The sequence below is a fragment of the Pectobacterium carotovorum genome (assembly GCA_016415585.1).
GTDB classification, from domain to species: domain Bacteria; phylum Pseudomonadota; class Gammaproteobacteria; order Enterobacterales; family Enterobacteriaceae; genus Pectobacterium; species Pectobacterium carotovorum_K.
The window spans coordinates 2,943,800-2,969,787 of the sequence record CP066552.1 but is presented as its reverse complement, the minus strand read 5'-3'; the positions used below and the strand labels follow the sequence as shown (position 1 = coordinate 2,969,787).

The window sequence follows — 25,988 nt, the reverse complement described above, 5'->3', positions numbered from 1 at the left end:
CGGTGCGGCAACCACTATCGGGAAGCCTTATTCGCTTAAGGCAGGAGAAGGTATTTTTTGCCTTGTCAGAGAAGGGATGTGACCGTCGGAATCTTCAACCTGTCTTGTGCTTCAGCGCCTTGCTCTGACCTGACGCTCTGACGCCTAGATTGACTGGGTCTTTATAACGAATGAAATGGCTTACTTCACTGACTATAGCAATTGGACTTGCCTGTAATCCGGCGTTTGCGCAGGAGCTGACGTCTGCGCCAGCCTCAATATCGCCTTCACATCAGCAACGTGATGCGTTTGTCACGGATCTGCTGAAGAAAATGACGCTGGAAGAGAAAATCGGCCAGCTCCGATTAATCAGCGTCGGGACGGATAACCCGAAAGAAGCCATTCGGGAAATGATCAGAAACGGCCAGGTTGGCGCGATTTTTAATACAGTGACCCGTCCAGATATCCGTGAGATGCAAGATCAGGTTATGCAGCTCAGTCGCCTGAAAATTCCGCTGTTTTTCGCCTACGATGTGGTGCATGGCCAGCGCACGATTTTCCCTATCGCGCTGGGGCTAGCCTCCAGTTGGGATATGGACGCGATTGCGAAAAGTGCGCGCGTAGCGGCGTATGAAGCGACGGAAGACGGTCTGAACATGACCTGGGCGCCGATGGTGGATATCACCCGCGATCCGCGCTGGGGCCGTGTGTCAGAGGGCTTCGGAGAAGATACTTGGCTGACCAGCAAAATTGCCGGTGTGGTAGTCAAATCCTTTCAGGGCGATGACGTAACCGGACGCCACTCGCTGATGACCAGCGTAAAACACTACGCGCTCTACGGTGCGGTGGAAGGCGGACGCGACTATAACACCGTGGACATGAGCCCTCAGCGCATGTTCCAGGACTATATGCCGCCTTACAAAGCGGCGATTGACGCGGGCAGCAGCGGCGTGATGGTTGCGTTGAACTCAATCAACGGTACGCCAGCCACCTCAAATAGCTGGTTGCTGAAAGAGGTTCTGCGCGATCAGTGGAATTTCAAAGGCATCACCATTACCGATCACGGCGCGATTAAAGAGCTGATTAAGCACGGTGTGGCCAGCGATCCGCGTGATGCATCGCGTCTGGCGATTAAATCCGGTATCGGCATGAGCATGAGCGACGAGTATTTCGTGCGCTATCTGCCTGAGCTGGTGAAAAGCGGGGCGGTGAGCGTGCAGGAGATTGACGATGCCAGCCGTCAGGTGCTGAACGTGAAATACGATATGGGGCTGTTTGAAGATCCGTATCGTCATTTGGGGCCAGTCGGTTCCGATCCGGTAGATACTAACGCGGAAAGTCGCTTACACCGTCTGGACGCGCGTGACGTGGCGCGTAAAAGTCTGGTGCTGTTGAAAAATCGCCTGCAAACGCTGCCGTTGAAGAAAGAAGGCACGATTGCCGTGGTGGGGCCATTGGCTGACAGCCAGCGCGATACGATGGGTAGCTGGTCTGCCGCAGGCGTCACGAAACAGACGATTACCGTTTATCAGGGCCTGAAGAATGCCGTCGGCGATAAAGCCACCATTCTCTATGCCAAAGGTGCCAACGTCAGTAATCACAAAGGGATTATTGATTTCCTGAATCAGTATGAAGATGCCGTTCAGGTAGATAAACGTCCTCCGCAGGTAATGATCGATGAAGCCGTAGCCGCAGCGAAGAAGGCTGATGTGGTGGTCGCCGTTGTTGGTGAAGCGGCCGGGATGGCGCATGAAGCATCCAGCCGTTCGAACATCGACCTGCCGCAAGGTCAGCGCGATCTGATTACGGCGCTGAAAGCCACGGGTAAACCGCTGGTTCTGGTGCTGATGAACGGACGTCCTCTGGCGTTGGTGCGTGAAGATCAGCAGGCCGATGCGTTACTGGAAACCTGGTTCAGCGGCACGGAAGGCGGCAATGCGATCGCCGATGTGCTGTTTGGCGACTATAACCCATCTGGCAAACTGCCGATGTCCTTCCCACGCTCCGTCGGTCAGATCCCGATTTATTACAATCACCTGCCGTCAGGTCGTCCTTACACGCCGGAAAATCCAGGCAAATATACCTCTCACTACTACGATGAAGCTAATGGGCCGCTCTATCCGTTTGGTTACGGCCTGAGCTACACCACCTTCAGTGTGTCAGACGTGCGTTTATCCAGCCAGACGATGAAGCGTAATGGGACGATCAACGCCAGCGTCACGGTGAAAAATACCGGTAACCGTGCAGGGGAAACGGTAGTGCAGCTGTATCTCCATGACGTGGTGGCTTCCATCAGTCGTCCGCTGAAAGAGCTGCGTGGCTTTGAGAAGGTGATGTTACAGCCGGGAGAATCCCGTACGGTCACCTTCACGCTCGATCAGGAAGCGCTGAAGTTCTACAATGCCCGCATGCAGCAGGTGGTGGAACCTGGCAAATTCGACGTGATGATTGGTCTGGATTCACAGCGTGTGAAGAGCGACAGCTTCACCCTGCTATAATAATGTTTGTCTCGCCGTCGAAAATTCCGGCGGCGAGACGCATTGTGATGATCGTAATACAGTGTGATTTCCGGAGAATCAGGTATTGCAGGAGAAAGGTATGCCGTTGACCGAAGTGGTGCTGGTTGATGAAAATGACAGGCCAACGGGCGTAATGGAAAAACAGGAAGCGCATGTAAAAGGAGTATTACATCGTGCGATTACCGTCTATATCTTCAACTCTCGCCAGCAGTTGTTATTGCAGCAGCGGGCAGTGGAGAAATATCACAGCGGCGGTCTATGGAGTAATACCTGCTGTAGCCATCCTGCGCCCGGTGAAGAGACGTTGCAGGCAGCACATCGCCGCTTGTATGAGGAAATGGGGCTACGCTGTGCGCTGACGCCGATGTTTACGCTGACCTATCGTTTGCCGCTGGATAACGGGCTGATTGAGCATGAACTGGGGCATGTGTATTTTGGCGTGACGGACGATGTGCCGCAGATGAATCCCGATGAAGTGTCGAACTATGCGTACGAGTCGATAGACGAGGTTGCACAGCGGATGGCGACGACGCCCGACCAGTTTACGGCCTGGTTCCAACTGACCTTCGCGCGTATTCCTGATTACTGGCAGACGTTTCAGTCAGAACAGTCGCATGAGTTAAAACAGTCACATTAGTTAAAAAATCACGCTAGCCCGAACAACCACGTTAGTCTGAACAGTCACGTTAGCCTAAATAACCGCGTTAATTGCCGCGTTTCCGTGCGGCACTGTTCGTGCATTCTTACCGTAAATTTGTGCTGTAAGATAGGGGGAGTGCGGCGGGCCGAAAGCCTCAGCCCGCGTGCTCGATAATAATGTAGCCCACCAGCATCATGCCAGACATTCCACCTAAGGCGAGCAGGGCAAAAAGACCGATAATACCGATTTTTTTAAGAGTCATCAGGTTATCCTTTTGTTAATTGCCCCGAATTATAAAGCCTTCCGCCCATGAAACAAGGCCAAAACGCTCCGCGCTTTTTAACTGCCCTTCATTACCGAAATAACAATTACCGAAATAACAATTACCGAAATAACAATTACCGAAATAACAGCAGTAGACCGAAAAACATCAGAATGACACCGGCTCCGCGTTCAATCGGGTTAAGCCAGCGGGTTAAACGCTGCTGAATCAGCGGGCGAGCGATCAGCGCGGCGATCAATAGATCCCACACCAGAACGACAGAAAACATCCAGCTACCGCTGACGACTTGCTGCGTAGGTGTCACATGTTGCCCAAGAATGCTGGTCATCAGGCTGATGTAGAACAGCATGTTCTTGGGGTTCAACAGTGCTGAACCGAGCCCCAGCAGGATTTGTTTACGCAGCGTCGGGCAACGGTCGGACTGCTGTTCTGCCTGTAGCGATAGCACAGAACGACTTTTCACTAACTGATAGCCAACCCAGAGCAGATATGCCGCCCCGGCTAATTCGATGAAGGTAAAAAGCGTGGGCGAATATTGAATACCTGCCCAGCCGATCGCTGCCAGCAGAATGTAAATGCCGTTGCCCAGCGCGATGCCCAGACAAATTCCCGCACTGCCGCGCAGTCGGTAGCGAATGGCATAGGCCGTCAGCAGAAAGAAGTCCGGGCCTGGGCTCAGGAGCGCCACAAAATGCGCCAGCGCCAGAGCAGGAAAGTGGGTGGGAAAGAGAGAATCGGCGGAAAAAAGGGTATTGATGAACATGCTATTTCTGACCTCGGTAAGTAATCGAGGTCAGTCTAGACAAGGTGTCCCGCTATTTATTGTCAAATATTGATCGCGCGTACTGACCCGGTGTCGCGGCAGTGTAGTGCACAAACGTTTTGTGGAAATGGCTTTGATCGCAGAAGCCGCTTTGATAGCTGGCATCAACCAGCGGCGTGCCTTGTTTCAGCAGCGATTTAGCATACTCAATACGGGCATTATTAAGAAATGCCATCGGTGTAATGCCCGTATCATGACGAAACTGTCGCACGATGGTTTCACGTCGCAGGTTCAGCTCTTCCGCTAGTGTTTCCAGCGAGGGCGATTCTTGCAAATTATTCAGCAGACGTTCGCGTACGTGTCGCGTCGTGGTTTGCGAAGCATGATGGGGTAAGGCGGGCAAACAGGACGGCGCAGGCAGGCAATATTGCCGCCAAATCGGTTCCAGCATCGCTCTGAGGTGATGATCTGCCGACGCAATGTCTCCCCGATACAGCAGGGTCACTACGTGTTGATAACGTATAAACAGTGCGGGATCGCGTAGGACAACGCGGCTGCAACGCAAGGTATCCGCTTGATAACCACTGTGCGTCGCAATCTGATCGAGACACCACTCGGTATCCAGATAAAGCATGTGATAACTGCGTGTTTTTCCAGGAAGTGGGTTACAGCTGTGCGGCTGTTGTGGATCGATGAAAATCAGGTCGCCAACCTGTAAGTGATGGGTTTCGTTGCGGTAATGGCAAAGCGTTTCGCCGTGTTCTATCGCCCCAATCGAGAATTGCGCGTGGCTGTGTGTTTTATAGGCGTGGCTGCTATTGCGCGTGCTGCGGCTTTCAACATGCGGTAACCGTGGCGAAAACCAGTACGATTGGTTAATGGCGTGGACTGAAGACATAATTTACCGAAGCTATTGTTTACGAAAATAGCGTTTACCGCTTGCGACACAGATAGGGTTTACCCTAATCGCTGTGCAGACGATTGTCGAGGCCGGAATTGTCGCGAACGTGATATCGGCTGACGTCGCCGGGCGTCTGTGGGACAATGGCGGCCAGATTACCCAGATACAGAGTATGCATGGCGCTGTCCCCCGCAATAAAATTGCAGATTGGTCAATGGTATAAGGCCCTGCAAGAGCAAATCCCGGATTTTATTTCCCGCGTACCCCAACGACAGATGATTGCCGAAGTGGCGAAAACGCTGGCGGGCGATTACCCGCGCCATCTGGCTATAGAAGCGCCAACCGGCGTCGGGAAAACGCTTTCTTACCTTATTCCGGGTATTGCGGTAGGGCGTGCGGAGGACAAAACGCTGGTGGTCAGTACCGCGAATGTGGCGTTGCAGGATCAGATTTACAGCAAAGATTTGCCGCTATTGCAGAAGTTTATTCCCGAACTGAAATTTACCGCTGCATTTGGCCGTCGTCGTTATATTTGCCCACGTAATCTGGCGATGCTGGCAACCGATCCTGACGCTCAGGGGGATTTACCGCTCTTTCTGGATGATGAACTGATGTCCGCCAGCAAGGAGGAAAAACGCACCTGTGTACGGCTTGAGAAAGCACTGCAAGGTCATGCCTGGGATGGGCTGCGCGATCATTATCAGGATTCACTTGACGATAGCCTGTGGCAGAAGCTGAGTACGGACAAGGCGAACTGTCTCGCGCACAACTGCCATTACTACCGCGAGTGTCCGTTCTTCATCGCACGGCGTGAGATCGAACAGGCCGATGTTGTGGTGACCAACCATGCGTTGGTGATGGCAGCGATGGAAAGCGAATCGGTACTTCCTCCCCCTAAAAATCTCCTGCTGGTGCTCGACGAAGGGCACCACATTCCCGATGTTGCCCGCGATACGCTGGAGATGTCTGGCGATATTCATCCAGCTTATATGATGGCGCAACTGGAACAACTGGTGCAGCTTATCGGGCAATGTATGGCGCAGTTTGCCCCTAAATCGCCACCGCGACTCGCTAACAGCGAGCGGTTAACCAGCCATTGTGAGGAGATCCGCGAGTGCGTGCTGTCTTTCTCGCAAATGTGCGGGCTGTTTCTTCCGCATGACGGACAGGAAACCGAATACCGTTTTGCGATGGGCAAAATGTCGGATGAAATGCGTGAACTCTGCGTGCGGTTGTTCAAACTGACGGATACGCTGCGGGCGCTGGCAGAGTATATGCTCAACGATCTCAGCGAGAAAACCGGCAAGCATGACGTGGTGCGTGTCTATCAGGCATTACTGAAAATGAGTCGCCAACAGGGCTACCTTGAGTCTATGAGTAAACTGTGGCGATTGGCGGCGATGGAGAAATCATCGAACGCACCGGTCTCCAAATGGATTACGCGGGAAATGCGCGATAACCAGCCGCATCTTCACCTGCACTGTGCGGGGATTCGCGTCTGCGATCAGCTTGAAAGGCTGCTGTGGGGGAAGGTGTCGCACGTTGTGATGACCTCGGCAACGCTGCGCTCGTTGAACAGTTTTGCGCGTATACAGGAGCTTTCTGGCCTGAGCGAGCAGGAAGGGGACACCTTTATCGCGCTGGATTCACCGTTCAACCACCGCGAGCAAGGGCGTCTGGTGATTCCCAAAATGCGTTATGAACCGCTGATGGAGTCAGAGGCGCAGCATATTGCTGAGATGGCACAGTTTTTCCGGGCGGAGTTAAAACAGGATAAGCATAAAGGGATACTGATGCTGTTTGCCAGCCAGCGTGCCATGCAACTCTTCCTGACGCAGGTGACCGATTTACGCCTGATGCTGCTGGTTCAGGGAGATAAGCCGCGTTACCGGTTGGTCGAGCTACATCGGCAACGGGTACAGGAAGGTCAGACTAGTGTGTTGATTGGCTTACAGTCCTTTGCGGAAGGGTTGGATCTGAAAGGGGATCTCCTTTCTCAGGTGCATATCCATAAAATCGCGTTTCCGCCTATCGACAGCCCGGTGATCCTGACGGAAGGCGAATGGTTAAAAAGCCTCAAACGGCATCCGTTTATCGTACAAAGTTTGCCCAGCGCCTCGTTTAACCTCATCCAACAGGTTGGACGCCTTATTCGTAGCCATGACTGCTTTGGTGAAATCGTCATTTACGATCGTCGTTTGCTGACCAAAGGCTATGGCGCACAGCTGCTGGCGGCGCTGCCCGTTTTCCCGATTGAGCAGCGGGATATGCCATAGCAAATTCCTATATATTCGTTTGCAGAATAAAGGGGTAATTAGTCCCTATTTAGCGCTATATTTTTTTATTCTTATTTGTTAGATTTATCTCGGAACAGCAAGGATGCCGTTAATACGTATGATAAAATGTGTCATTACGCAGTGCGGTTTTTATCAACCAAGGACAGGTACCATGATGAAAATTAACGCAGTGAATAAAATTTCCTTCCTTTTCAAAAACGAATGCTGTCTGGCATCCGTTTCTCTTGCTGTCCAGACCAATAATAAAAATTAGTCACCGTGACTTTATCATTTGATAATAACGAAAGTAATTGGCGTTATTTTTTAATTATTTCCTTATAGAGATAATTTTTATTTATATGCGTTTTTTGGATATAAATATTTTTAGTGAGCTTTGTCTACCCAGGAGAGGATTAGACCGCGGCTATGTGTGGTACATGCAATACCTCGATTGCATGAAGGGATTTAGGATTCTGATCATCCCGATCAGACTTATGGAGAAGAAAAGATGGCTTTACGAGATTTACAAGATGAAGACACGGTAACATCCGCATTGGATGCGGCTGGTACGGGATTGAACGATGTGGCGCCACTGTTTTATAACCATGTTCGTGGTGGTGATGTCGTTTTGTCGGGTAAACCTTCTTTCACCAGTGAAGAGGCTGGCTGGCAAATTGTTCGCGACGGTCTGACGTGGAATGGTACGGACGTATTCGGTAAACCCGCTAATCTGACCTATTCGTTCTTGCAGAACGTGCGGTCTATCCCTTCTGGCGATCAGGGCTTTGTGAAATTCAGCGCAGCCCAGGAACAACAAGCTAAGCTGTCTCTGCAATCGTGGTCAGATGTTGCCAAAATTACGTTTACTCAGACTACTACCCCTACCGAAAAAGCTACCATCACGTTTGGTAACTATACGCGTGATTCAAGCGGTCGGATGGACTACGATACTCAGGCTTACGCTTATATGCCGGGTAAGTACTCGGCAGCGGGCTCGACTTGGTATAACTACAATGCTGACACGGTGCGTGACCCAACGACGGAGTATGGCAAGCAGACGCTGACACATGAAATCGGCCATGCGCTGGGGCTGAATCACCCTGGTGATTACAATGCGGGTGAAGGTAACCCGACCTACAACGATGTGACTTATGCGGAAGATACACGTCAATATAGCCTGATGAGCTACTGGAGTGAGCACAATACTGGTGGTGACTTCAAGGGGCACTATGCTGCTGGTCCGCTGATTGACGACATCACGGCGATCCAACAGCTGTACGGCGCAAATATGGACACGCGTACCGGCAATACGGTTTATGGTTTCAACTCCAACACCGATCGTGATTTCTATACCACCAACAGCAATAGCCAGAAACTGATCTTCTCCGTCTGGGATGCCGGCGGTAACGATACGTTTGATTTCTCTGGTTACAGAGACAATCAGACTATCGATCTGAATGAAGGTCGTTTTTCTGATGTTGGCGGCCTGAAAGGTAACGTGTCTATTGCTCATGGCGTCACAATTGAAAACGCGATTGGCGGCTCTGGCAACGATATTATTATCGGCAACAGCGCGGATAATATTTTGCAAGGTGGTGCTGGTGCCGATACGTTGACGGGGGGGGCTGGCAGCGATACTTTCGTCTACACCAAAGCGAGCGATTCTTCATTGAAGCTCGGGTACGATACGATTACTGACTTTGAGCGCGGTATCGACAAAATCGATCTGTCAGCATTGAATCAAAAAGGTGATTTGCAGTTTGTCTATTCCTTCACCGGACGTGGCAATGAAGCACTGCTTAACTGGGATGCAGGTAGCAATACCACCGATTTGTGGCTGAATTTTGCGGGTCAGACCACGCCAGACTTTGTTGTGCATATTGTTGGTCAGCCTTCTGTGGCAACCGATTTTATCGTGTGATGTAGCAAGGACGGGGTAATCCCCGTCCTTTTCTGTTATCGACTTGGGGCCACTATGAAAAAGTTAATCATCGCGGCGCTGTTAAGTGCAATAAGCGGAGGATGTATGGCGAGTAGTTTGAAGTTGCCTTCAGCAAGTGAGCTAAGCGGCGTATGGCAATTGCGTGGCGGGGAACAGCAGTGTGAGGTTGTGCTGCACAATACGCCGTTAGTGGATAACACCTGGCGTCTTGAGGGTGATGCGCCGTGTTTAAACGCGCTGCTATCTGATGTGCCAGCAGGCTGGAGGCCTACGCCGGACGGTATCACGCTGACGAAAGAACAGGGTCAATCCGTGGCGTTCTTTAGCAAGGAAAAAGAGGGCTATACGCTGATATTGCCTGATGGCAGTGCACGTACGTTGCATAAACAGCCCTGACAGGAGAGGCAAACGCAGTGAGTCAACTAGCAAATAAGGAACGTTCGTTGTTGAGTATACTGCGTCCTTTCCGGCGCAGCTTTTGGAGCATTGGGATTTTCAGCGCCATCGTTAATCTACTGATGCTGTCGCCTTCGATTTATATGCTTCAGGTTTACGATCGCGTACTGGCTTCGGGGAATGGCACCACGTTGCTGATGCTCACCCTGCTGATTGCCGGTCTGGGGATATTCATGGCGGCACTCGAATGGGTGCGAAGTCTGGTGGTCGTAAGGCTCGGTACTCGGATCGATCTACAACTGAATCAACAGGTCTTCAACGCCGCATTTGAGCGCAATCTGGAAGCGGGTGAGGCCAAAGCCGGTCAGGCGCTGAACGATCTCACGCTACTGCGGCAGTTTATTACGGGCAACTCACTGTTTGCCTTCTTCGATATTCCCTGGTTTCCCTTCTTTTTACTGGTGCTGTTCCTGATCCATCCGGTTCTCGGCTTTCTGGCGCTGGGAGGAACTGTGGTGCTGGTGCTGCTGGCATGGCTGAATCAGTATCTCACCACGTCGCCTTTGGAAGAGGCAAACCATGAAGCGCTACAGGCAACCCATCTTGCAGATACGCAATTGCGTAATGCCGAAGTCATTGAATCAATGGGAATGCTGCCTAATCTGCGCCGCCGTTGGCTGGGGCAACACTACCGTTTTATTACGCTGCAAAATCTGGCAAGTGAACGGGCCGCGGTTGTCGGGGCCGCATCAAAACATGCGCGTATTTTTCTGCAATCGCTGATGCTCGGCGTGGGGGCCATGTTAGCGATTAAAGGCGAAATCACACCAGGGATGATGATTGCGGGATCGATTCTTGTCGGGCGCGTATTGAGCCCTATCGATCAGTTTATCGGTATTTGGAAACCGCTGAGCAGCGCGCGGCAAGCCTGGTATCGACTCAGCCGGATCATGACGGCTTATCCGCCCAAAGCGGAGGCGATGGCGCTGCCTGCACCAGTTGGCCAGCTCAGCGTCGAGAATGTGCTATTGCAGACGCCGCAAGGGGCATCACGATTACAGGATATTCATTTCTCGCTTCAGGCGGGAGAAACGCTGGCGATTCTGGGCGCATCGGGTTCAGGTAAATCGACGCTGGCACGTCTGCTGGTTGCGACGCAAACACCGACGCGTGGCAAGGTTCGACTGGATGGGGCCGATCTCAGTCAGGTAGATAAAACGGCATTTGGCCCGACAATGGGCTATTTGCCACAGGATGTGCAGCTCTTTAAAGGCACGCTGGCGGAGAATATTTCCCGCTTTGGCGAGCATGACGCGGAAAAAATTGTTGCGGCGGCGAAGCTGGCTGGCGTCCACGAAATGATTCTTAGCCAGCCGCAGGGATATGACACGCCTCTTGGCGCTGACGGCAACGGGCTGTCGGGCGGACAGCGGCAGCGTATTGCTCTGGCGCGTGCGGTGTATGGTGATCCCTGCCTGCTGGTACTCGATGAGCCAAACTCCAGCCTCGATAACGAAGGTGAAATGGCACTGGCGCAGGCAATCTCGCATCTTCAGAAGCGGGGAGCGACGGTGATACTGATTACACATCGTCCCGCATTAACCACGCTGGCGCATAAAATTCTGGTGCTCAATCAGGGTAAGCAACAGCGCTTTGGGCCAGCGCGCGACATTCTGAACGAATTGCAGCCGCGTCGTGCCGCCAATCAAGCACAAATGACACCTGCTGCCGCTGTCCAGCCGTAACAGGGAATGACGAATACAGGGAAAGACATGTCCGCATCAGAAATAAGTGAAGAGAGTATGAACCAGACGGCGCGACGCGATGAAAAACGTGCTGTGCGTCTGGGATGGTTGCTGGTGCTCGCTGGGTTCGGCGGTTTTCTTCTGTGGGCACTGTTTGCACCGTTGGATAAGGGCGTCATGGTGAATGGTAGCGTCGTGATTTCCGGCAACCGTAAGGTTGTGCAGCACAATCAGGGCGGCATCGTCGATAAAATCCAGGTGAAAGACGGTGACAGGGTCGAAGCTGGTCAGGTTCTGCTCACGCTGAATGAGGTTGATGCGCGTTCAGCGAGTGAAGGACTGGATGGTCAGTATTTGCAGTTGGTCGCGCGGGAAGGCCGGCTGCTTGCTGAGCAGCAGCGCCTGAGTGACATGGTAATAACGCCTCGCCTGCAACCGCTAGCGGAAAAGCCGGAGATGCGCGTGATTACGGCATTACAGCGTGATTTACTGCACAGCCGTCAGCAGTCGCTTAAGCTTGAGGCAGAAGGAATGCGCTCGAGTATCGCGGGGATGGAGGCGTCACTCAGCGCCCAGCGTCAGGTGATGTCCAGTAAGCAGAAACAGCGGGAGACGCTGGAACAACAGCTGCAAGGGCTGCGTTCACTGGCGGCGGAAAATTATGTGCCGCGCAACAAAATGCTGGAGAACGAACGTCTGCTGGCGCAGCTTAACGGCGATATCGCCCAGTTGGCGGGGGATATTAATCGTACCCGTCGTGATATTGAACAACAAACGCTGCTGATTGCCCAGCGTCAGCAGGAATACGACAAAGAAGTGAACAGCGAGCTGGCCGAGGTGCGGGCGCTGCTGAGCGATGTGGGCAGCAAGAAGGAAAAAGCCGATTTCAATCTGGCGAATATCCAGATGCGCGCGCCGGTTTCCGGCACGGTGGTCGGGCTGAAAGTGTTTACGGAAGGCGGTGTGATCGCGCCGGGTCAGACGCTTCTGGAGATCGTACCGGACGATCAGCCTTTATTCGTGGATGCGCGTCTTCCCGTTGAGCTGGTAGATAAAGTCTGGCCGGGATTACCCGTTGAACTTCAGTTCGTCGCGTTTAATCAAAGCACGACGCCACGCGTGGCGGGAACGGTCGAACTGCTGTCCGCCGACCGCCTGCTGGATGAGCGGGACGGTTCACCCTATTACAGCCTACGCGTTCAGGTGGATGAGGCCGGGAAACGTGCGCTGGAGGGGCTGGAAGTCAAGCCCGGTATGCCGGTGCAAGGGTTTGTTCGTACCGGAGAGCGGTCGTTCGTCAATTATCTATTTAAGCCTTTAATGGATCGCCTGCATCTGGCATTAACGGAAGAATAATCATGCAAAGGATCGCGATAATCGTGCTGTTTGGGCTGCTTTCTTCAGGCGCCAACGCATTAGGACTGCTTGATGCGTGGGAATTGGCGCTGCGTAATGACGCGCAGTTTCGCGCGGCGGGATTTGAGCATGCGGCAGGCCAGGAAGAAGAAACGATCGGGCGTGCCAATCTGCTTCCCAATCTCCAGTATGGCTATAACGCTAATCGTAGCCATTCCAAAGTCACCCAAACGGATAGCTTCACGGGTAACACATTAAAACGCGATTATGACAGCTACACGTCAACGCTGTCGCTGCGCCAGCCGCTGCTGGACTATGCGGCCTGGGCGCGTTATCAGCAGGGTGTTGCCCGCACGCTGATGGCCGATCAGCGTTTTCGCGATCGCAGTCAGGATTTGATGGTGCGATTATATCAAGCTTGGAGTAATGCGCTGTTGGCGCAGGAGAAGCTGCAATTGCTGGATGCGCAGCAGCGGGCCTATCGGGAACAACTGGCGTTGAATAAACGCCTGCTGCTGGCGGGCGAAGGCACGCTAACGGATGTGCGGGAAACGGAAGCGCGTTTTACGCTGATCGAGGCGCAGCGTATTGAGCAGCAGGACAATCTGGATGCTGCGATCACCGATCTGGAAAATATGACGGGGACGGCGCTGGATATCACGACGCTGTATCCCATGACGCTGACTCAACTGCCGTCTGCGGAATCAGGTAAGCAGACGCTGGCGCAGTGGCGCGATCTTGCCGTGCAGCACAATGCCAAACTGGCGACGCAGCGTGAAGGGCTAGCGGTCAGCCGCTATGAAATCGAACGCAGCCGCGCCGGGCATTTACCTACGCTGTCGCTGGTCGCATCGTCGCGCAATAGCCGTTCGGAAAGTGAATACAACTACAACCAGAAATACGACACGCAGAGCGTCGGTTTGCAGCTGAATGTCCCGCTTTACGCTGGTGGTTCCGTCTCAGCCTCCATGCGGCAGGCGGCGGCGGAATATCAGCAAAGTCAGGCGGAACTGGACGATCAAACCAAGCAAACGCTGGCGGAATTGAAAAAGTACTACAATCTGTACAATAACGGATCGGCAAAAATTAAGGCCTGGCAAATGACGGCCTCATCTGCCCAAGAAGCCGTTAATGCCACGCGGCTGAGCGTTGCAGGCGGAGAACGTATCAATCTGGATATTTTGCTGGCCGAACAGGATTGGTATAACGCTCGGCGAGAGCTGGCGGAAGCGAAATACAGCTGGCTTCAGGCGTGGCTATTACTGCGCTATACTGCGGGTACGCTGAACGAGAAAGATATTCTGGAACTGGCGGCCTGGTTTCAGCCTGCAACAGCGTCATTAGCCAACCACAAGATCGGCAGAAACTAAAACAGGTGATAAAAATCATATACGGATAATCGGTTATGATTTTTATCAGCAGGAAGTCTACGTATGGGCAACGTGAAGAATGAAGACTAGAAAGGGATGACGAATAGAAATGGTTCAATTCTGTGAGATCTTGCGCCTTAGTAATACTTAAACTCCTTTAAAATCATCAACCCCCCTCATTTTGCATAATGGCCTCCATTCTTATCAGGAGGCTTTATCGTGAAAAAAATCAAAAAACCGCGTCTTACCGGCTGGATTGTGACATCCGCTTTTCTCTTTGCTGTTATCGGGCTGATTTCACCGCAACAGCTTCCCGTCACCGTCTATAAGCTCTCGCTTATTTCACTCGCTGCGGTATTAGGTTATTGGCTGGATCGCTCGCTGTTTCCTAAAGCGCGTCCCGGTCTGTTCCTCGAACAAGGCGATGAACCTGTACCGCGAGGACGTTTCCCGGTTCGGGACGGCCACCATACCGTATTTGCCGCCGCGATGTTACGACGTGCGCTGATTGTGTCAGCCGTTTGCATCGGCGTAGCGATGGGGTTGTGATATGCGACACCTCCTCATCACGCTGTTTGTTAGCCCGCTGCTTTTTAGCGCTACGGTCTGTGCCGACACGATCCCTCGTGCCGCGCAGGCGTATCGCAGTGATGTGATCCGCAGCGCACGGTTGGATTGGGGCATGAATGCCCCGATTGCTGACTTTGCGGCGCAGTTGCATCAGGAAAGCGGCTGGAATCCTCGGGCCGTTTCACCCGTCGGTGCGCAAGGGCTGGCTCAGTTTATGCCGGCCACCGCCGACTGGTTTAGCGGTATCGTTCCTGAACTTCGCGCTAATCAACCGTTTAATCCTGCCTGGGCTATCCGTGCTCTGACGGGCTACGATCGCTGGCTGTGGACACGAATCAGCGCCAGCAACGACTGCGAACGTATGGCGATGACCTTGTCGTCCTACAACGGCGGGCTTGGCTGGTTACAGCGTGATAAGCAGCGCGCGAAGATCGCCGAGAAGGACATACTCCGCTGGTTTGGTCATGTGGAAACCGTCAATGCCGGGCGCAGTGCCGCCAACTGGCGTGAAAACCGTCATTATCCCGACCGCATTTTGCATCAGCTGGCGCCACGGTACTTGAGCTGGGGGAGGGCGAGCTGTGTGGAATAGTCTGTTTATCAATAGCCTGAAATCCTTTCTTTCGCCACGTATGGTCGCCGTCCTGCTTGTCGTGGTGTTGCTACTCGCGGTCTATCTGACCGGTCGTAATCAGGGTTATCAACTGGCGCAAGCACTGGGGGATGCCGCGCTGGCGAAACAGCAGGCGGCATTCAATTTGCTACAGCAGCAGCAGGCCGAAACCCAGAACCAGCTACTACGTGCGGCGGCGGAGCAATACCAGCAGCAGGTAGAGCGTGGAAATCAACTCGAACAGCGCTATGTCGCAGCGCGTCAAAAACTGTCGGCGGATAACGCCGCTCTACAACGGAAAATTGACCATGTTACTCAGCAATACATTGACGAAAAAGGCAAAGTTCAGCCTGTGCAGTGCGTGTTTACTCGTGGCTTCGTGCAGCACTATAACGCCGCTTTCGGTCTGTCCGCCAACAGTGCTTCAGACATTACCACCGCTGCCCGCCGCACTGTCACAGCGTCCGATGCCAGCGCAACCGCTGACGCCGAATTACAACTTTCAGGCGTCTCCCAGCGCGATATTCTCGCCAACATCAGCGACAACGGAGAGCGCTACCAAGCGCTGAGTGCGCAGGTTAACGCGCTGCTGGATTACATCGAAACGTTACAACAGGCAGGGGAGGTAACACGTGAAGATTGAAGTGGAATTCTGGTCGCTGGTCGGCCTGTTGTTGTCGTTTATGAGCTTCCTGTTTGCCGCCGGGCGAATTTTGCTCACGCAGATTGAAAAGCGGCTGAACGAGCGTTTCGCCGCCCTGGAAAATGCTCGCCAGAAGAGCGAGCAAGGGTGGACGCGGCTGGAGCGTGAATTTCTGGAATTCCGCGCCGATTTACCGCTGGTTTATGTGCGACGTGAGGATTACATCCGTGGTCAAACGGTCATCGAAGCCAAGCTGGATGCGCTTTATAACAAGCTGGAATTGGTGCAGCAGCGGTATTCGGGAGGCAATCATGGCTGATACGCAGCGTATCCGACAGGAATCGATGCGTTGGCACTTGCTCATCGCATTAAATAAAACGCGGCCTTACACCGCGAATGAAATGTTCCTGCTAGCGCTGATGCAGCGGCTGTATGCCGATGCTTCAGAGCCGGAGCTGCGTCACGCACTGGATTATCTGGCCGATCGCAAGATGGCGGTATTGACCAAGGAGGTAGGTGGCGTCTGGCTGGCGAATCTTACCCGCCTTGGTGTGGATGTCGTGGAATATGCGGTTGATTGTATGGTTGGCATAGCCCGGCCGGAAAAATATTGGGATCGATAATCCCATTGCATTGGTTTCTTTTCTGTCTTTGCACGTTATCGATATTGTCATATTCCTTTACGCCAGCACGGTTGTGTTGGCGTTTTTTTTATCGAAATAATTTTTATTATTCAGCCTATTAGGTGTGTTTTATCAAATAAATTACTTCGCTGTTTTTTCTAAAACAGATTAAAAGCCGCAGCCAACCCTTATCCGGATACTAGCGCCATCAACACGATGTGCCACCAAAACAGTGTGCCATCAACACAGTGGGTGAACGGATATGAATACCAGACCAATTATCGATGCGGTGATAGCCCGCCTCCAACAGCACTTACCGGCACGGCGGATTGTGTCCTGTCCAGAAAACATTCTGATCGAGCCAGACCTTCTGACTGCTGGCGATGTGCTGGTGGGGTATCGCGGTTCCGAATTTTCCGCACCGGAAGATGCGGATTCTCCGGTTCAGACGCAGCGGCCACAGCTGATGGTTGCCGTGCTGCTGCCGGAGCTGGATGGCGAAGACGGCGTACTGGCCACACTCGATACCGTCCGTCAGGCGCTGGGAGGATACCGACTGCCTGACTGTCATCGCGGTATTCGGCTAGTACGTGACCGTTACGTTGGTCACACCGAAGGACGCTGGCATTACGCCATCGATTGCACCACAGAAACCCTTTTTATCGAAGACCGCGAGCAGACGGATGGGCCGCTGCTTACCACGGTTAATTATGAGGAGAAAGACGCATGAAATACCGCTACACCGGCCCCGCCAGCGGCGTCACGCTGGCAGATGGTCAGGAAATTCTGCTTTGGCCCGCTCAGGTGACTGAACTGCCGGCAGATCATGAGTATGTGAAAACGCTGGTCGCGCTGGGCTATTTGCTGCCTGTCGCGGATCAGATTCTGGCTGATAGCGCAACGGAGGTGACCCTTGGCCGCTAATTATTTACATGGTGTAGAAACCATTGAAGTTGAAACCGGTGCTCGTCCGGTGAAAAGCGTCAAATCTGCGGTGATTGGGCTGATTGGTACGGCGCCGCAGGGTGCGGTAAATGACATTACGCTGTGTCTGTCCGAAAAAGACGCAGCACAGTTTGGTAGCCAGTTCGGCGGCTATACCATCCCGCAGGCGCTGGATGCGATTTACGATCATGGTGCGGGTACGGTTCTGGTCATCAACGTGCTGGATCCGGCGAAACACAAATCGTCTGTGAGCGCAGAAAAAGTCACGTTTGACAAAGCGACTGGCACGGCACAACTGGTAAACCGTGTGGTTGCCAAGCTGGTGCTGACGGCGGCAGAAGGCGGTCAGCCGTTTATCGAAGGTCAGGACTATACGCTGGATGCGCAAACCGGCGTCCTGAAAAATCTGGGTAAAAATATTGATGTTGCTGCCGTAGTTAGCGCGTCTTATGACTTTGCTGATGTCACGAAAGTGACTGCTGCCGACATCATCGGCAGCATCAACGCCGCGGGCAAACGCACCGGTATGAAGCTGCTGAACGATACCTACAACCTGTACGGCTTCTTTGCCAAGATTCTGATTTCGCCGGTGTTCTGTACGCAAAATAGCGTGACGACCGAGCTGATCTCGCTGGCTGACAAACTGGGTGCGATTGCCTATATCGATGCGCCAATCGGTACCACGTTTGCGCAGGCGCTGAGCGGTCGTGGCCCAGAAGGCACGATCAACTTCAACACCAGCTCTGAACGCGCTCGTCTGTGCTATCCGCACGTAAAAGTGTACGACGCGGAAACCAACAGCGAACGTCTGGAGCCGCTGTCGGCGCGTGCCGCGGGTCTGCGTGCCAAAGTCGATCTGGAGAAAGGTTTCTGGTGGTCGTCGTCCAATCAGGAAATCAAAGGGATTACCGGCGTAGAGCGCCAGCTGTCCGCGATGATTGACGATCCGCAGAGTGAAGTGAACCTGCTGAACGAGCAGGGCATCAGCACCATTTTCAACAGCTATGGTTCCGGCCTGCGCCTGTGGGGCAATCGCACCGCTGCCTGGCCAACCGTGACGCACATGAAGAACTTCGAGAACGTGCGTCGTACTGGCGATGTGATTAACGAATCCATTCGCTATTTCAGCCAGCAGTACATCGACATGCCGATCAATCAGGCGCTGATCGACGCGCTGGTGGAATCCGTCAACGCCTACGGTCGCAAGCTGATCGGTGACGGCGCATTGCTGGGCTTCAAATGCTGGTTCGATGCTGAGCGTAACGAGCAAACCGAACTGGCTGCTGGGCACCTGTTGCTTAACTACAAATTCACTCCGCCGCCGCCGCTTGAGCGTCTGACCTTTGAGACGGAGATCACCTCGGAATACCTGGTAACGCTGGAGGGCACTAACTGATGGCCGGGAAAATTGAAGTAAACCGTATTACCAACGCCAATATCTACATCAACGGCACCAACCTGCTGGGGCGTGCGCAGGAAATCAAACTACCGGATGTTTCCATGATCATGCAGGAGCACAAAGCGCTGGGGATGGTCGGCAAGATCGAATTGCCTGCGGGTTTCGATAAATTGGAAGGCGAGATCAAATGGAACTCCTTCTACCGCGAAGCGATGCTGGCAGCGGCAAACCCGTACCAATCATTGGCGTTGCAGTGCCGTTCCAGTGTGGAACGCTACGGCTCTCAAGGCCGTATCGAAGAAGTGCCTCTGGTGACGTACATGACCATCATGTTCAAAAAGAACCCGTTGGGCACGTTCAAACAGCACGAAAACCCGGATTTTAGCAGCGCGTTCAACTGCACCTACATCAAGCAGGTGATGAACGGTGAAGATCTGCTGGAGCTGGATTATATGTCCAACATCTTCATGGTGGGCGGTGTGGATCAACTGAACAGCTATCGTACCAATATCGGCGGTTAATTTATCTTCCAAACCCGCCTTTGGGGCGGGTTTGGCTATCAATCAGTGAGGTGACTATGTCAGCAAAAGTATTTGATATTATCGACTTGGAAAATAATATTCATTTCCAGTGCCGTGAAGATGTTTACATTTTGGATGCAGCAGAAGAAGCCAGTATTTCTCTGCCGTATTCTGGCCGAGCTGGATCAGACTCGTCATCTGTGGCTCGGTTGATCTCTGGTCAGGTTGATCAGAGCGATGGTTCATTTTTAGATGATAACCAGAAGGCCGCGGGGTTCTTTCTGACAGATACCTCTTATCCACTGAGCGACTGTTTTGTTCGCTTCTTTGCAGAAGAAGAGTTGCGACGTTAATTACCTATGTTCACGTTATCGTAATGAAAGGGGCTTCGGCCCCTTTTTTACACCCGGCAGTTTCGTTTCCTAATTCACTTTAAAATCGTTATTCCTCGCCGCACGCGATACTGCTCCCGACATTTACTAAGGAGCCGTTATGCACACTGAAACCTATTCTCTGCAATTCCCCTACACCACCTCTGCCGGTCAACGCGTGGAGTCCATTTCGCTCAAGCGTCTGAAAGTCAAAGACATCAAAGCGGTGAAAAAAATCAGCGATGACCCAAGCAACTGGGACGACGCGCTGCTGTCACGCATGACTGGTCTGGTGCCGGAAGACATCGATGAGATGGACGCACAGGACTACATGGCGCTGCAAAAACGATTTCAGCAGTTACTTGGGTTGGATAACGCAGCCGGCGCTGCTGTGGAAAGCGCAAGCCCTGCTGGCGAGGTGGTTTCGCTTTCAGCCGAGTGAGATTGATGCGCTGGAATTGGACGACTTTGAACGCTGGCTGGATGAAGCCAGCGAACAGATAAAACGTGAGAACGGTGAGGAAGACTGATTACTGACAGGATTAATGAGTCCACCATCCACCCACCCCGGCCAGCGACAGGACGCTGGCCGTTTTGCTCCCTCACCACCTGTCTTCTTCTCCCGCTTATCACTCGTCCTTTTCCTCGTTTTATCCCCGGTTTGTGATGGGGAAACCACACTGGAGCGGCGCAAGCCGCCGTCTCCGATCCGCCCCGCAAGGGGCTTTTCTGAATGAGAGTGAACCGTGGATATGCTTTTAAACGGTGTCATGCTGGGCAGGGCGTTTGGCGCCACGCTGGATGACACAAAAAAATCGCTGCAGCCACTTAGCGATAAACTCAAACAAGCTGAGGAGTGGCAACGTCTGTTTAATCAGTCGCTGGAGCGTTTTGGCAATGTCAGTTTGCGTAGCACACAAGTGACGTCCCGACTGAGCCAGTCACTAAGTAAATTGGTAACCAATCAGGAACGGCTGGAGAGTATCCAGTCACGTCAGGAAACGCTACGTAGCCGTCGGGGTGAACTCGCCGAGGATTTTCAGACTAAGCGTGCGCAGTTTGATTCTGTCATGAAGCCGATTGTGGCGTCGGTCACACGCTATGCGTCGTTTGAGGCGCAGTTGCGTGGCATTAGCGTTGCTCATGGGATATCGAGTGAGCAAGAAAAGTTGATGGGGCAGAAACTGCGTCAATCTTCTCAACAGGTGAACCAAAAGCCAGATGCATTGCTCGGTAGTGCCGGACAACTGCTTGCTTATGGCATGTCACCAGATCAGGCAACGGATGTTGCGGCAGTTTTAGGGAAAACGTCAACGGCCTCTGGCGCGGCGCTGTCCGATCTTACTGCACTTTCGGCCACGTTAGATGACGTGTTTAACCTGAAAGGTGCTAAGGCGCTGGAGGAATCCTTCTCCCGCATGCTGGCGGGCACGAAACAGGGTTTCTCCATGGCGTCGATGACGCAATACGCGACTGCGTTAGCTCCAGGGTTTACGGCGATGGGGGCGACGGGCAATCAGGCGTTGAGTCAGTTGGTTTCCAGCCTGAGCGCGACAAAAGGCGCGGATACAGAAGCGAACACGGCTGCCCGACTGGAGAGTTTCATGAATTCGGTGGGACGAACTGATATTGCCGACAGCTACTACAACGCGGGCGTTGATTATAACGCGTCACTAAAAAGCTACATGAAAGGTGGGTATTCACAGTACGACGCTGCGGTTCAGATTAGTAACCGATTCATCGACAGCAAAGGCAGTCAGTTCCAGCAACTGTGGGATAAGGCCAGTAAAGCGGGCAACGTAGACGCACAGCAAAGTTTAATGCAGAGCTACGGGTTGCAGGAGGTATTCCGTACGCCAGAAGCCGTGAATCATGCGATGTCGATGAAGCAGAACTGGCAGAGCTATCAAGCGAACCAACAGCGAATGAACAGCCCGGCAGCCACGCAAACGCTGGGTCTCGACTTCGCCCAGCAGAATGACACATTGACCGGGCGCTGGAATCAAATGACAACGTCATTGCTGAATATTGCACTCAATGTGGGAGAAGCGCTGGTGCCAGTATTGGTTTCCTTGAGCGACATACTGATTCCTATTCTGGATCAACTGGTGACCTGGACGGCGGCGAACCCTGAACTGGTTCGTGGGATCGTGATGGCCGTCGCCGGTTTCTTCGCGTTCAGAATGGCATTGAGCGGTGCGAAGCTGGGGATTATCACACTGTTATCGCCTTTACTGAGCGTTTGGGAAGGTATTTTGCAGGTTCAGCGTGGTTGGCAGCTATTCAATGCGGGATTAAGAACGACCGGAGTGTTGCAAGGTATTGGGGGGATTTTGAGCCGGTTGGTTGGTGGAGCCGGAACATTAGGACGCATGCTTGGTGGTATGTTACGCAACGGCTTGATGATGGCGGGTCGAGCAGTATTGTTTCTAGGACGTATGCTGCTGATGAATCCGATTGGCTTGGCAGTAACGGCAATCGTAGGGGCAGCTTACCTGATTTACCGATATTGGGAACCGATTAGTGCATTCTTTAAAAACCTCTGGTCACAGGTCAGTCAGGCTTTTAATGCGGGGTGGGAGGCGCTCAGCAATGCGGTATCTGGCGGAGTAGCTGGTATTGCGGCGTTACTGCTCGACTGGTCACCATTTGGCGTGCTGTATTCCATCTTCGCCACTACTGTCAGCGAATTGGGCATTCAACTACCCGGTAGTTTAAGTGAGCTCGGGGGCGTGATTATTGACGGACTGGTTAATGGTCTGACTAGCGCTTTCCCTGAGTTAAAGAGCGTCCTGGAAACGATCGATGAGTTTATTCCCGATAGCGTTAAAGACTTTCTGGGTATCGGGTCGAAAACGGTGTCTATCGACGCTAGCGGTCAATCTGTGGCTACCAGTGTTATGACTCCACCCGTTCTACAACCCACATTGGTATCTGCATTGTCGCTACAGCCGACAGCGCGTGTTGAATCACCTAACGCTGAGAACACTGCGTCAACCCCGCAACAGCGTGCTGCACTGACACCAACTGTCGGTGGAGCGAAAGATAAGTTAGTCACCGCAGCCCCTTCCGAGCGTGTTCAGGTTGCTTTCTCACCCACCATTTATCTTAACGGCCAGAAGGCTGCGCCAACGCCTGAAATGACGAAGACGCTGACGCTTAGCATGAATGAATTGGAAAATATGTTGAACAAGCTGCTCGCTCAGCGTGAGCGCAGGGGGTACGCCTGATGTTTGCGGTATTAGGAAATATTGAATTTAAAGTGACCGCCTACTGGGACGGCTTTAATACGTCATTCGGCGCAGATTATGCCGAGCATGGCCGTATTGAAGGCAAACCTGGCCTTCAGTTCATCGGTGCGAAGCTGGACGAGATTACTATTAGTCTGGTGTTTCACAAGCAGTACTGCACGCCCGATACGGAGCTGAAGCGGTTGGCTGAGGCGATGCGGGCGCATCAGGCAATGGCTTTGGTCTTCGGTAATGGGGATTATCGCGGCTGGTTTGTGATTACGGCACTGACCTCGACCAGCCAGCATACCGACGCGAAAGGCAACGTGTTGGCAATGAATGCAGAGCTTACGCTGCGAGAATATATTGGCGATCCGAAGAATCCACTCAAGCCGCCAGCGATAGAGACCCCTGTTCCTAACGTCAGCGCCATCACCACGGCGGTCCAGAAAGTGAGCGGCTTTGCGGACTCACTACGCACGGCTGTCACGTATGCCAAGAAGGCGCAGTCTGCCGTTAAGGCGGTGAAAACCACCGTTCAGATTGTAAAACGGATGAAGAACAATCCCGAAACCGCGCTGTTGCAAATTCCCGGGCTGCTAACGCAAGTCGGGAATGTATTGACGCCGTTAAGTGAGGTGGAACCGGCGTTTAAAAAAGCGGCAGAGGCCATATCTGAGACGGCGGTTCAGGCAGAGAAGATGATGCCTGAAATTACAGCGGTTAATAAAGCGGCGAATGAAATGCTGAAACAGGTCAAGCAAGTTGCCACCTTGTTGCAGGACGTCGACAGCAAAAATGTTATCGAGAAGCTGGAGGCCATCAGCAAACATGTTGATGCCGCGAGCGACACATTTAAAGGCGCTGAACCTGCGCTAAGCAAACTGACTGCGGAAATCGTGAAGAGGGTTAAACAATATGCACCTTGAACATATCACCACACAGGGTGAACGGTGGGATACCTTGTCCTATCGGTATTACGGCGATCCGCTTGGCTACCCACGTATTATTGCCGCTAACCCGCATGTCCCCATTGTGCCGCTGTTGCCATCGGGTATTGTGGTGCTGATTCCGATTATTGCACAGGCTGAGGCCAGTAAAGCGGAGGACACCCCACCATGGCTGCGTTAACGGAAGAACCAACACTGTTTTCTCCTGCAGTGTCGAACGTCCTGCAACCGGCGTTTACCCTGTGGTATCAGCAAAAAGACATCACCAACGATATCGCGCCATATGTCACCAGCGTGACGTATACCGACAGCATTAAGAACGAATCGGATTCGATTGAGGTCAGGCTCGATGATACCGACGGCCGCTGGATGGATAAGTGGTATCCCGGTACGGGCGATACGTTATCGCTCAAATTAGGCTATCTCGGTGAAACGCTGTTTAACTGCGGCACTTTCTCGATTGATGAGATTGAGGTTAGTGGACCGCCCAGCGAAGTCATGATTCGAGGTGTCGCGACATCGGTCAATCGTGCGTTACGAACCAAATCAAACCGCGGTTTTGAGGATACGACGTTAGCCGCCATTGCGACGCGTATCGCGAAAAAGCATCAGTTGATGCTCGTGGGGATGATTCAGATCATCAAGATCGATCGCGTTACGCAATATGCGGAAACCGATGTCGCTTTTCTAAAGCGGCTCGCCAGTGAATATGGCTATGTCGTGAAAGTGGTCAGCGACCAGCTGATTTTTTCCCATCTGGCAACGTTGCGTAATCAGGCGTCTGTTCGACAAATTAAGCCAACGGACGTCGCGCGTTTTTCACTGAGCGACACGATCAGCCACGTCTATAAAAACGCCAAGACGAAATATCAGAAAGGGAGTGAAAAGAAACTGATGGTTTATGAAGCCAACGGTGGCGCGAACAACGAAATGAAGTCTGCCGGTGCTGAGACCAGTGCGGATACGTTGAAAGTTAACGTGCGCGCGGCGGATGCTTCTGGAGCGAGGATGAAAACGGATGCTGCATTGGATGCGCACAACGAAAAGCAACAAAAAGGGTCGATGACGCTGATGGGCAGCCCGCAGTTGGCGGCGGGGAATAAAGTGGAGCTGGTGTCGTTCGGCCAACTTTCCGGCCATTGGCTGATCGAGTCGGCTCGCCATGTTCTGGAGCGTAGCAGTGGCTACACCACGGAGATTGGGCTGATTCGCGGGCCGATTACGGCGGGTAAGCGAAAGTCGGATAGCGGAAAAACGGTAGTGACTTACCACCCAGATGGCAGCCAGACAACACGGACTGTCAAGAGTAAAAAGGAGGTGTTGCCATGAGTTTATCTCGTCGAATTGGCACGATAAGCGCGGTAGATGAGGCTCGCGTGATGGTGCGTGTTCGCCTGCCTGAGTGTGACAATCTGCGTACGGCCTGGCTGCCAGTATTACAGCGTAATACGCAGAATAATAAGGATTATTGGTTGCCGGATATTGGCGAACAGGTTGAGGTTCTGCTGGATGACAACGGCGAAGACGGCCTGGTGCTGGGAGCGATTTATTCCGCCGCCGATGTGCCAATGCTGGCGGATAAGGACAAAAGGGCGGTAACGTTCGCTGACGGTGCGCATATTGAATACGATCGCCGGACGCATACGCTAACGATCAACGGCGGTGTGCAGCATATTGCGATTAGCAGCGGTGTTGACGTGGTGGTTAACGCCCAGCGGGTCACCATTAATGCGCCAGAAACGACGGTGACGGGCAAGCTACTGGTGCAAGGGCAACTCACCTACGAGAGCGGGATGTCCGGTTCCGGCGGTGCCAACCTCAATGGTAATGTCAGTATCTCTGGTAACGTCAGCGCTAGCGGCAGCGTCATGGATGCTGGCGGCAACTCTAATCACCACTCGCACTAACGTTTCCCTAAACCGCTTTAATATTCCTTCCTCTCATAGGGGGCGA

At 52.9% G+C, this 25,988-nt stretch carries 26 protein-coding genes and 1 pseudogene; 25 read left to right on the top strand and 2 right to left on the bottom strand.

Annotated elements, in window-relative coordinates; translation table 11 throughout:
* Positions 1 to 170 precede the first annotated feature (170 nt).
* Both bglX and idi read left to right on the top strand, forming a co-directional pair.
* Positions 171 to 2,477, top strand: a complete 2,307-nt coding sequence (gene bglX, locus JFY74_13180; GenBank protein QQG27077.1) for a beta-glucosidase BglX — start codon at positions 171 to 173, stop codon at positions 2,475 to 2,477.
* Between the two features lie 100 nt (positions 2,478 to 2,577).
* Complete coding sequence (gene idi / locus JFY74_13175; protein ID QQG27076.1) at positions 2,578 to 3,135, top strand: isopentenyl-diphosphate Delta-isomerase; 558 nt, start codon at positions 2,578 to 2,580, stop codon at positions 3,133 to 3,135.
* A 401-nt stretch (positions 3,136 to 3,536) separates the two neighbouring features.
* On the opposite strand, the gene JFY74_13170 is transcribed toward idi, so the two are convergent.
* The gene (locus tag JFY74_13170; GenBank protein ID QQG27075.1) at positions 3,537 to 4,184 is read right to left on the bottom strand and encodes a LysE family translocator; all 648 of its coding nucleotides are present in this window, start codon (positions 4,182 to 4,184) and stop codon (positions 3,537 to 3,539) included.
* Between the two features lie 52 nt (positions 4,185 to 4,236).
* A complete protein-coding gene (locus JFY74_13165; protein QQG27074.1) occupies positions 4,237 to 5,082 on the bottom strand; it encodes a helix-turn-helix transcriptional regulator in 846 nt (281 codons plus the stop codon).
* Positions 5,083 to 5,261: 179 nt separating this feature from the next.
* Between JFY74_13165 and dinG the strand changes: the two genes are divergently transcribed.
* From dinG to JFY74_13050, 23 genes and pseudogenes are all read left to right on the top strand, one after another.
* On the top strand, positions 5,262 to 7,361 hold the full coding sequence (gene dinG / locus JFY74_13160; GenBank protein QQG27073.1) for an ATP-dependent DNA helicase DinG: 2,100 nt from the start codon (positions 5,262 to 5,264) through the stop codon (positions 7,359 to 7,361).
* A gap of 508 nt (positions 7,362 to 7,869) precedes the next feature.
* Entirely contained in the window at positions 7,870 to 9,282 is a 1,413-nt protein-coding gene (locus JFY74_13155; GenBank protein QQG27072.1) for a M10 family metallopeptidase, read from the top strand.
* A 105-nt stretch (positions 9,283 to 9,387) separates the two neighbouring features.
* Positions 9,388 to 9,699, top strand: coding sequence for a protease inhibitor Inh/omp19 family protein (locus JFY74_13150; protein ID QQG27071.1), 312 nt, complete (start codon positions 9,388 to 9,390; stop codon positions 9,697 to 9,699).
* A gap of 17 nt (positions 9,700 to 9,716) precedes the next feature.
* The gene (locus tag JFY74_13145) at positions 9,717 to 11,444 is read left to right on the top strand and encodes a type I secretion system permease/ATPase (GenBank protein QQG27070.1); all 1,728 of its coding nucleotides are present in this window, start codon (positions 9,717 to 9,719) and stop codon (positions 11,442 to 11,444) included.
* A gap of 27 nt (positions 11,445 to 11,471) precedes the next feature.
* Positions 11,472 to 12,800 (top strand): HlyD family type I secretion periplasmic adaptor subunit, encoded by a 1,329-nt coding sequence (locus tag JFY74_13140; GenBank protein ID QQG27069.1) that lies wholly within the window; start codon positions 11,472 to 11,474, stop codon positions 12,798 to 12,800.
* Between the two features lie 2 nt (positions 12,801 to 12,802).
* A complete protein-coding gene (locus JFY74_13135) occupies positions 12,803 to 14,170 on the top strand; it encodes a TolC family outer membrane protein (protein QQG27068.1) in 1,368 nt (455 codons plus the stop codon).
* 219 nt (positions 14,171 to 14,389) lie between these two features.
* Complete coding sequence (locus JFY74_13130) at positions 14,390 to 14,719, top strand: putative holin (GenBank protein ID QQG27067.1); 330 nt, start codon at positions 14,390 to 14,392, stop codon at positions 14,717 to 14,719.
* Position 14,720: 1 nt separating this feature from the next.
* A complete protein-coding gene (locus JFY74_13125; protein QQG27066.1) occupies positions 14,721 to 15,332 on the top strand; it encodes a transglycosylase SLT domain-containing protein in 612 nt (203 codons plus the stop codon).
* Complete coding sequence (locus JFY74_13120) at positions 15,322 to 15,996, top strand: hypothetical protein (protein ID QQG27065.1); 675 nt, start codon at positions 15,322 to 15,324, stop codon at positions 15,994 to 15,996. Before JFY74_13125 ends, JFY74_13120 begins: the two co-directional genes overlap by 11 nt.
* Positions 15,986 to 16,315 carry a hypothetical protein gene (locus JFY74_13115; GenBank protein QQG27064.1) on the top strand — a complete coding sequence of 110 codons (330 nt, stop codon included), beginning with the start codon at positions 15,986 to 15,988 and terminating at the stop codon, positions 16,313 to 16,315. The genes JFY74_13120 and JFY74_13115 overlap by 11 nt, the downstream gene beginning before the upstream one ends.
* A complete protein-coding gene (locus JFY74_13110) occupies positions 16,308 to 16,619 on the top strand; it encodes a hypothetical protein (protein QQG27063.1) in 312 nt (103 codons plus the stop codon). The genes JFY74_13115 and JFY74_13110 overlap by 8 nt, the downstream gene beginning before the upstream one ends.
* 262 nt (positions 16,620 to 16,881) lie before the next feature.
* Positions 16,882 to 17,349 (top strand): Gp37 family protein, encoded by a 468-nt coding sequence (locus tag JFY74_13105; GenBank protein ID QQG27062.1) that lies wholly within the window; start codon positions 16,882 to 16,884, stop codon positions 17,347 to 17,349.
* The gene (locus tag JFY74_13100) at positions 17,346 to 17,543 is read left to right on the top strand and encodes a hypothetical protein (protein ID QQG27061.1); all 198 of its coding nucleotides are present in this window, start codon (positions 17,346 to 17,348) and stop codon (positions 17,541 to 17,543) included. Before JFY74_13105 ends, JFY74_13100 begins: the two co-directional genes overlap by 4 nt.
* Positions 17,533 to 18,960 (top strand): phage tail sheath subtilisin-like domain-containing protein, encoded by a 1,428-nt coding sequence (locus JFY74_13095; protein QQG27060.1) that lies wholly within the window; start codon positions 17,533 to 17,535, stop codon positions 18,958 to 18,960. Before JFY74_13100 ends, JFY74_13095 begins: the two co-directional genes overlap by 11 nt.
* The gene (locus JFY74_13090; protein ID QQG27059.1) at positions 18,960 to 19,484 is read left to right on the top strand and encodes a phage major tail tube protein; all 525 of its coding nucleotides are present in this window, start codon (positions 18,960 to 18,962) and stop codon (positions 19,482 to 19,484) included. Before JFY74_13095 ends, JFY74_13090 begins: the two co-directional genes overlap by 1 nt.
* 56 nt (positions 19,485 to 19,540) lie before the next feature.
* The gene (locus JFY74_13085; protein QQG27058.1) at positions 19,541 to 19,837 is read left to right on the top strand and encodes a ferredoxin; all 297 of its coding nucleotides are present in this window, start codon (positions 19,541 to 19,543) and stop codon (positions 19,835 to 19,837) included.
* 139 nt (positions 19,838 to 19,976) lie between these two features.
* Positions 19,977 to 20,225 (top strand): annotated as a pseudogene (locus tag JFY74_13080) (phage tail assembly protein).
* Complete coding sequence (locus JFY74_13075; GenBank protein ID QQG27057.1) at positions 20,164 to 20,385, top strand: GpE family phage tail protein; 222 nt, start codon at positions 20,164 to 20,166, stop codon at positions 20,383 to 20,385. The pseudogene JFY74_13080 and the gene JFY74_13075 overlap by 62 nt, the downstream one beginning before the upstream one ends.
* A 222-nt stretch (positions 20,386 to 20,607) precedes the next feature.
* Entirely contained in the window at positions 20,608 to 23,085 is a 2,478-nt protein-coding gene (locus JFY74_13070) for a phage tail tape measure protein (protein ID QQG30540.1), read from the top strand.
* Positions 23,085 to 24,014 (top strand): phage tail protein, encoded by a 930-nt coding sequence (locus JFY74_13065; protein QQG27056.1) that lies wholly within the window; start codon positions 23,085 to 23,087, stop codon positions 24,012 to 24,014. Before JFY74_13070 ends, JFY74_13065 begins: the two co-directional genes overlap by 1 nt.
* Positions 24,004 to 24,216: a tail protein X gene (locus JFY74_13060; protein ID QQG27055.1), complete on the top strand. Its 213-nt coding sequence runs from the start codon at positions 24,004 to 24,006 to the stop codon at positions 24,214 to 24,216. The genes JFY74_13065 and JFY74_13060 overlap by 11 nt, the downstream gene beginning before the upstream one ends.
* On the top strand, positions 24,204 to 25,364 hold the full coding sequence (locus tag JFY74_13055; protein ID QQG27054.1) for a phage late control D family protein: 1,161 nt from the start codon (positions 24,204 to 24,206) through the stop codon (positions 25,362 to 25,364). Before JFY74_13060 ends, JFY74_13055 begins: the two co-directional genes overlap by 13 nt.
* Positions 25,361 to 25,942 (top strand): phage baseplate assembly protein V, encoded by a 582-nt coding sequence (locus JFY74_13050; GenBank protein ID QQG27053.1) that lies wholly within the window; start codon positions 25,361 to 25,363, stop codon positions 25,940 to 25,942. The genes JFY74_13055 and JFY74_13050 overlap by 4 nt, the downstream gene beginning before the upstream one ends.
* Positions 25,943 to 25,988 lie beyond the last annotated feature (46 nt).

Bases quoted from the DNA above. Each gene is read 5' to 3' on its own strand.
- bglX (QQG27077.1), top strand. From the start codon at position 171: ATGAAATGGCTTACTTCACTGACTATAGCAATTGGACTTGCCTGTAAT.
- idi (QQG27076.1), top strand. From the start codon at position 2,578: ATGCCGTTGACCGAAGTGGTGCTGGTTGATGAAAATGACAGGCCAACG.
- JFY74_13170 (QQG27075.1), bottom strand. From the start codon at position 4,184: ATGTTCATCAATACCCTTTTTTCCGCCGATTCTCTCTTTCCCACCCAC.
- JFY74_13165 (QQG27074.1), bottom strand. From the start codon at position 5,082: ATGTCTTCAGTCCACGCCATTAACCAATCGTACTGGTTTTCGCCACGG.
- dinG (QQG27073.1), top strand. From the start codon at position 5,262: ATGGCGCTGTCCCCCGCAATAAAATTGCAGATTGGTCAATGGTATAAG.
- JFY74_13155 (QQG27072.1), top strand. From the start codon at position 7,870: ATGGCTTTACGAGATTTACAAGATGAAGACACGGTAACATCCGCATTG.
- JFY74_13150 (QQG27071.1), top strand. From the start codon at position 9,388: ATGGCGAGTAGTTTGAAGTTGCCTTCAGCAAGTGAGCTAAGCGGCGTA.
- JFY74_13140 (QQG27069.1), top strand. From the start codon at position 11,472: ATGTCCGCATCAGAAATAAGTGAAGAGAGTATGAACCAGACGGCGCGA.
- JFY74_13135 (QQG27068.1), top strand. From the start codon at position 12,803: ATGCAAAGGATCGCGATAATCGTGCTGTTTGGGCTGCTTTCTTCAGGC.
- JFY74_13125 (QQG27066.1), top strand. From the start codon at position 14,721: ATGCGACACCTCCTCATCACGCTGTTTGTTAGCCCGCTGCTTTTTAGC.
- JFY74_13110 (QQG27063.1), top strand. From the start codon at position 16,308: ATGGCTGATACGCAGCGTATCCGACAGGAATCGATGCGTTGGCACTTG.
- JFY74_13105 (QQG27062.1), top strand. From the start codon at position 16,882: ATGAATACCAGACCAATTATCGATGCGGTGATAGCCCGCCTCCAACAG.
- JFY74_13100 (QQG27061.1), top strand. From the start codon at position 17,346: ATGAAATACCGCTACACCGGCCCCGCCAGCGGCGTCACGCTGGCAGAT.
- JFY74_13090 (QQG27059.1), top strand. From the start codon at position 18,960: ATGGCCGGGAAAATTGAAGTAAACCGTATTACCAACGCCAATATCTAC.
- JFY74_13085 (QQG27058.1), top strand. From the start codon at position 19,541: ATGTCAGCAAAAGTATTTGATATTATCGACTTGGAAAATAATATTCAT.
- JFY74_13075 (QQG27057.1), top strand. From the start codon at position 20,164: ATGAGATGGACGCACAGGACTACATGGCGCTGCAAAAACGATTTCAGC.
- JFY74_13070 (QQG30540.1), top strand. From the start codon at position 20,608: ATGCTTTTAAACGGTGTCATGCTGGGCAGGGCGTTTGGCGCCACGCTG.
- JFY74_13065 (QQG27056.1), top strand. From the start codon at position 23,085: ATGTTTGCGGTATTAGGAAATATTGAATTTAAAGTGACCGCCTACTGG.
- JFY74_13060 (QQG27055.1), top strand. From the start codon at position 24,004: ATGCACCTTGAACATATCACCACACAGGGTGAACGGTGGGATACCTTG.
- JFY74_13055 (QQG27054.1), top strand. From the start codon at position 24,204: ATGGCTGCGTTAACGGAAGAACCAACACTGTTTTCTCCTGCAGTGTCG.
- JFY74_13050 (QQG27053.1), top strand. From the start codon at position 25,361: ATGAGTTTATCTCGTCGAATTGGCACGATAAGCGCGGTAGATGAGGCT.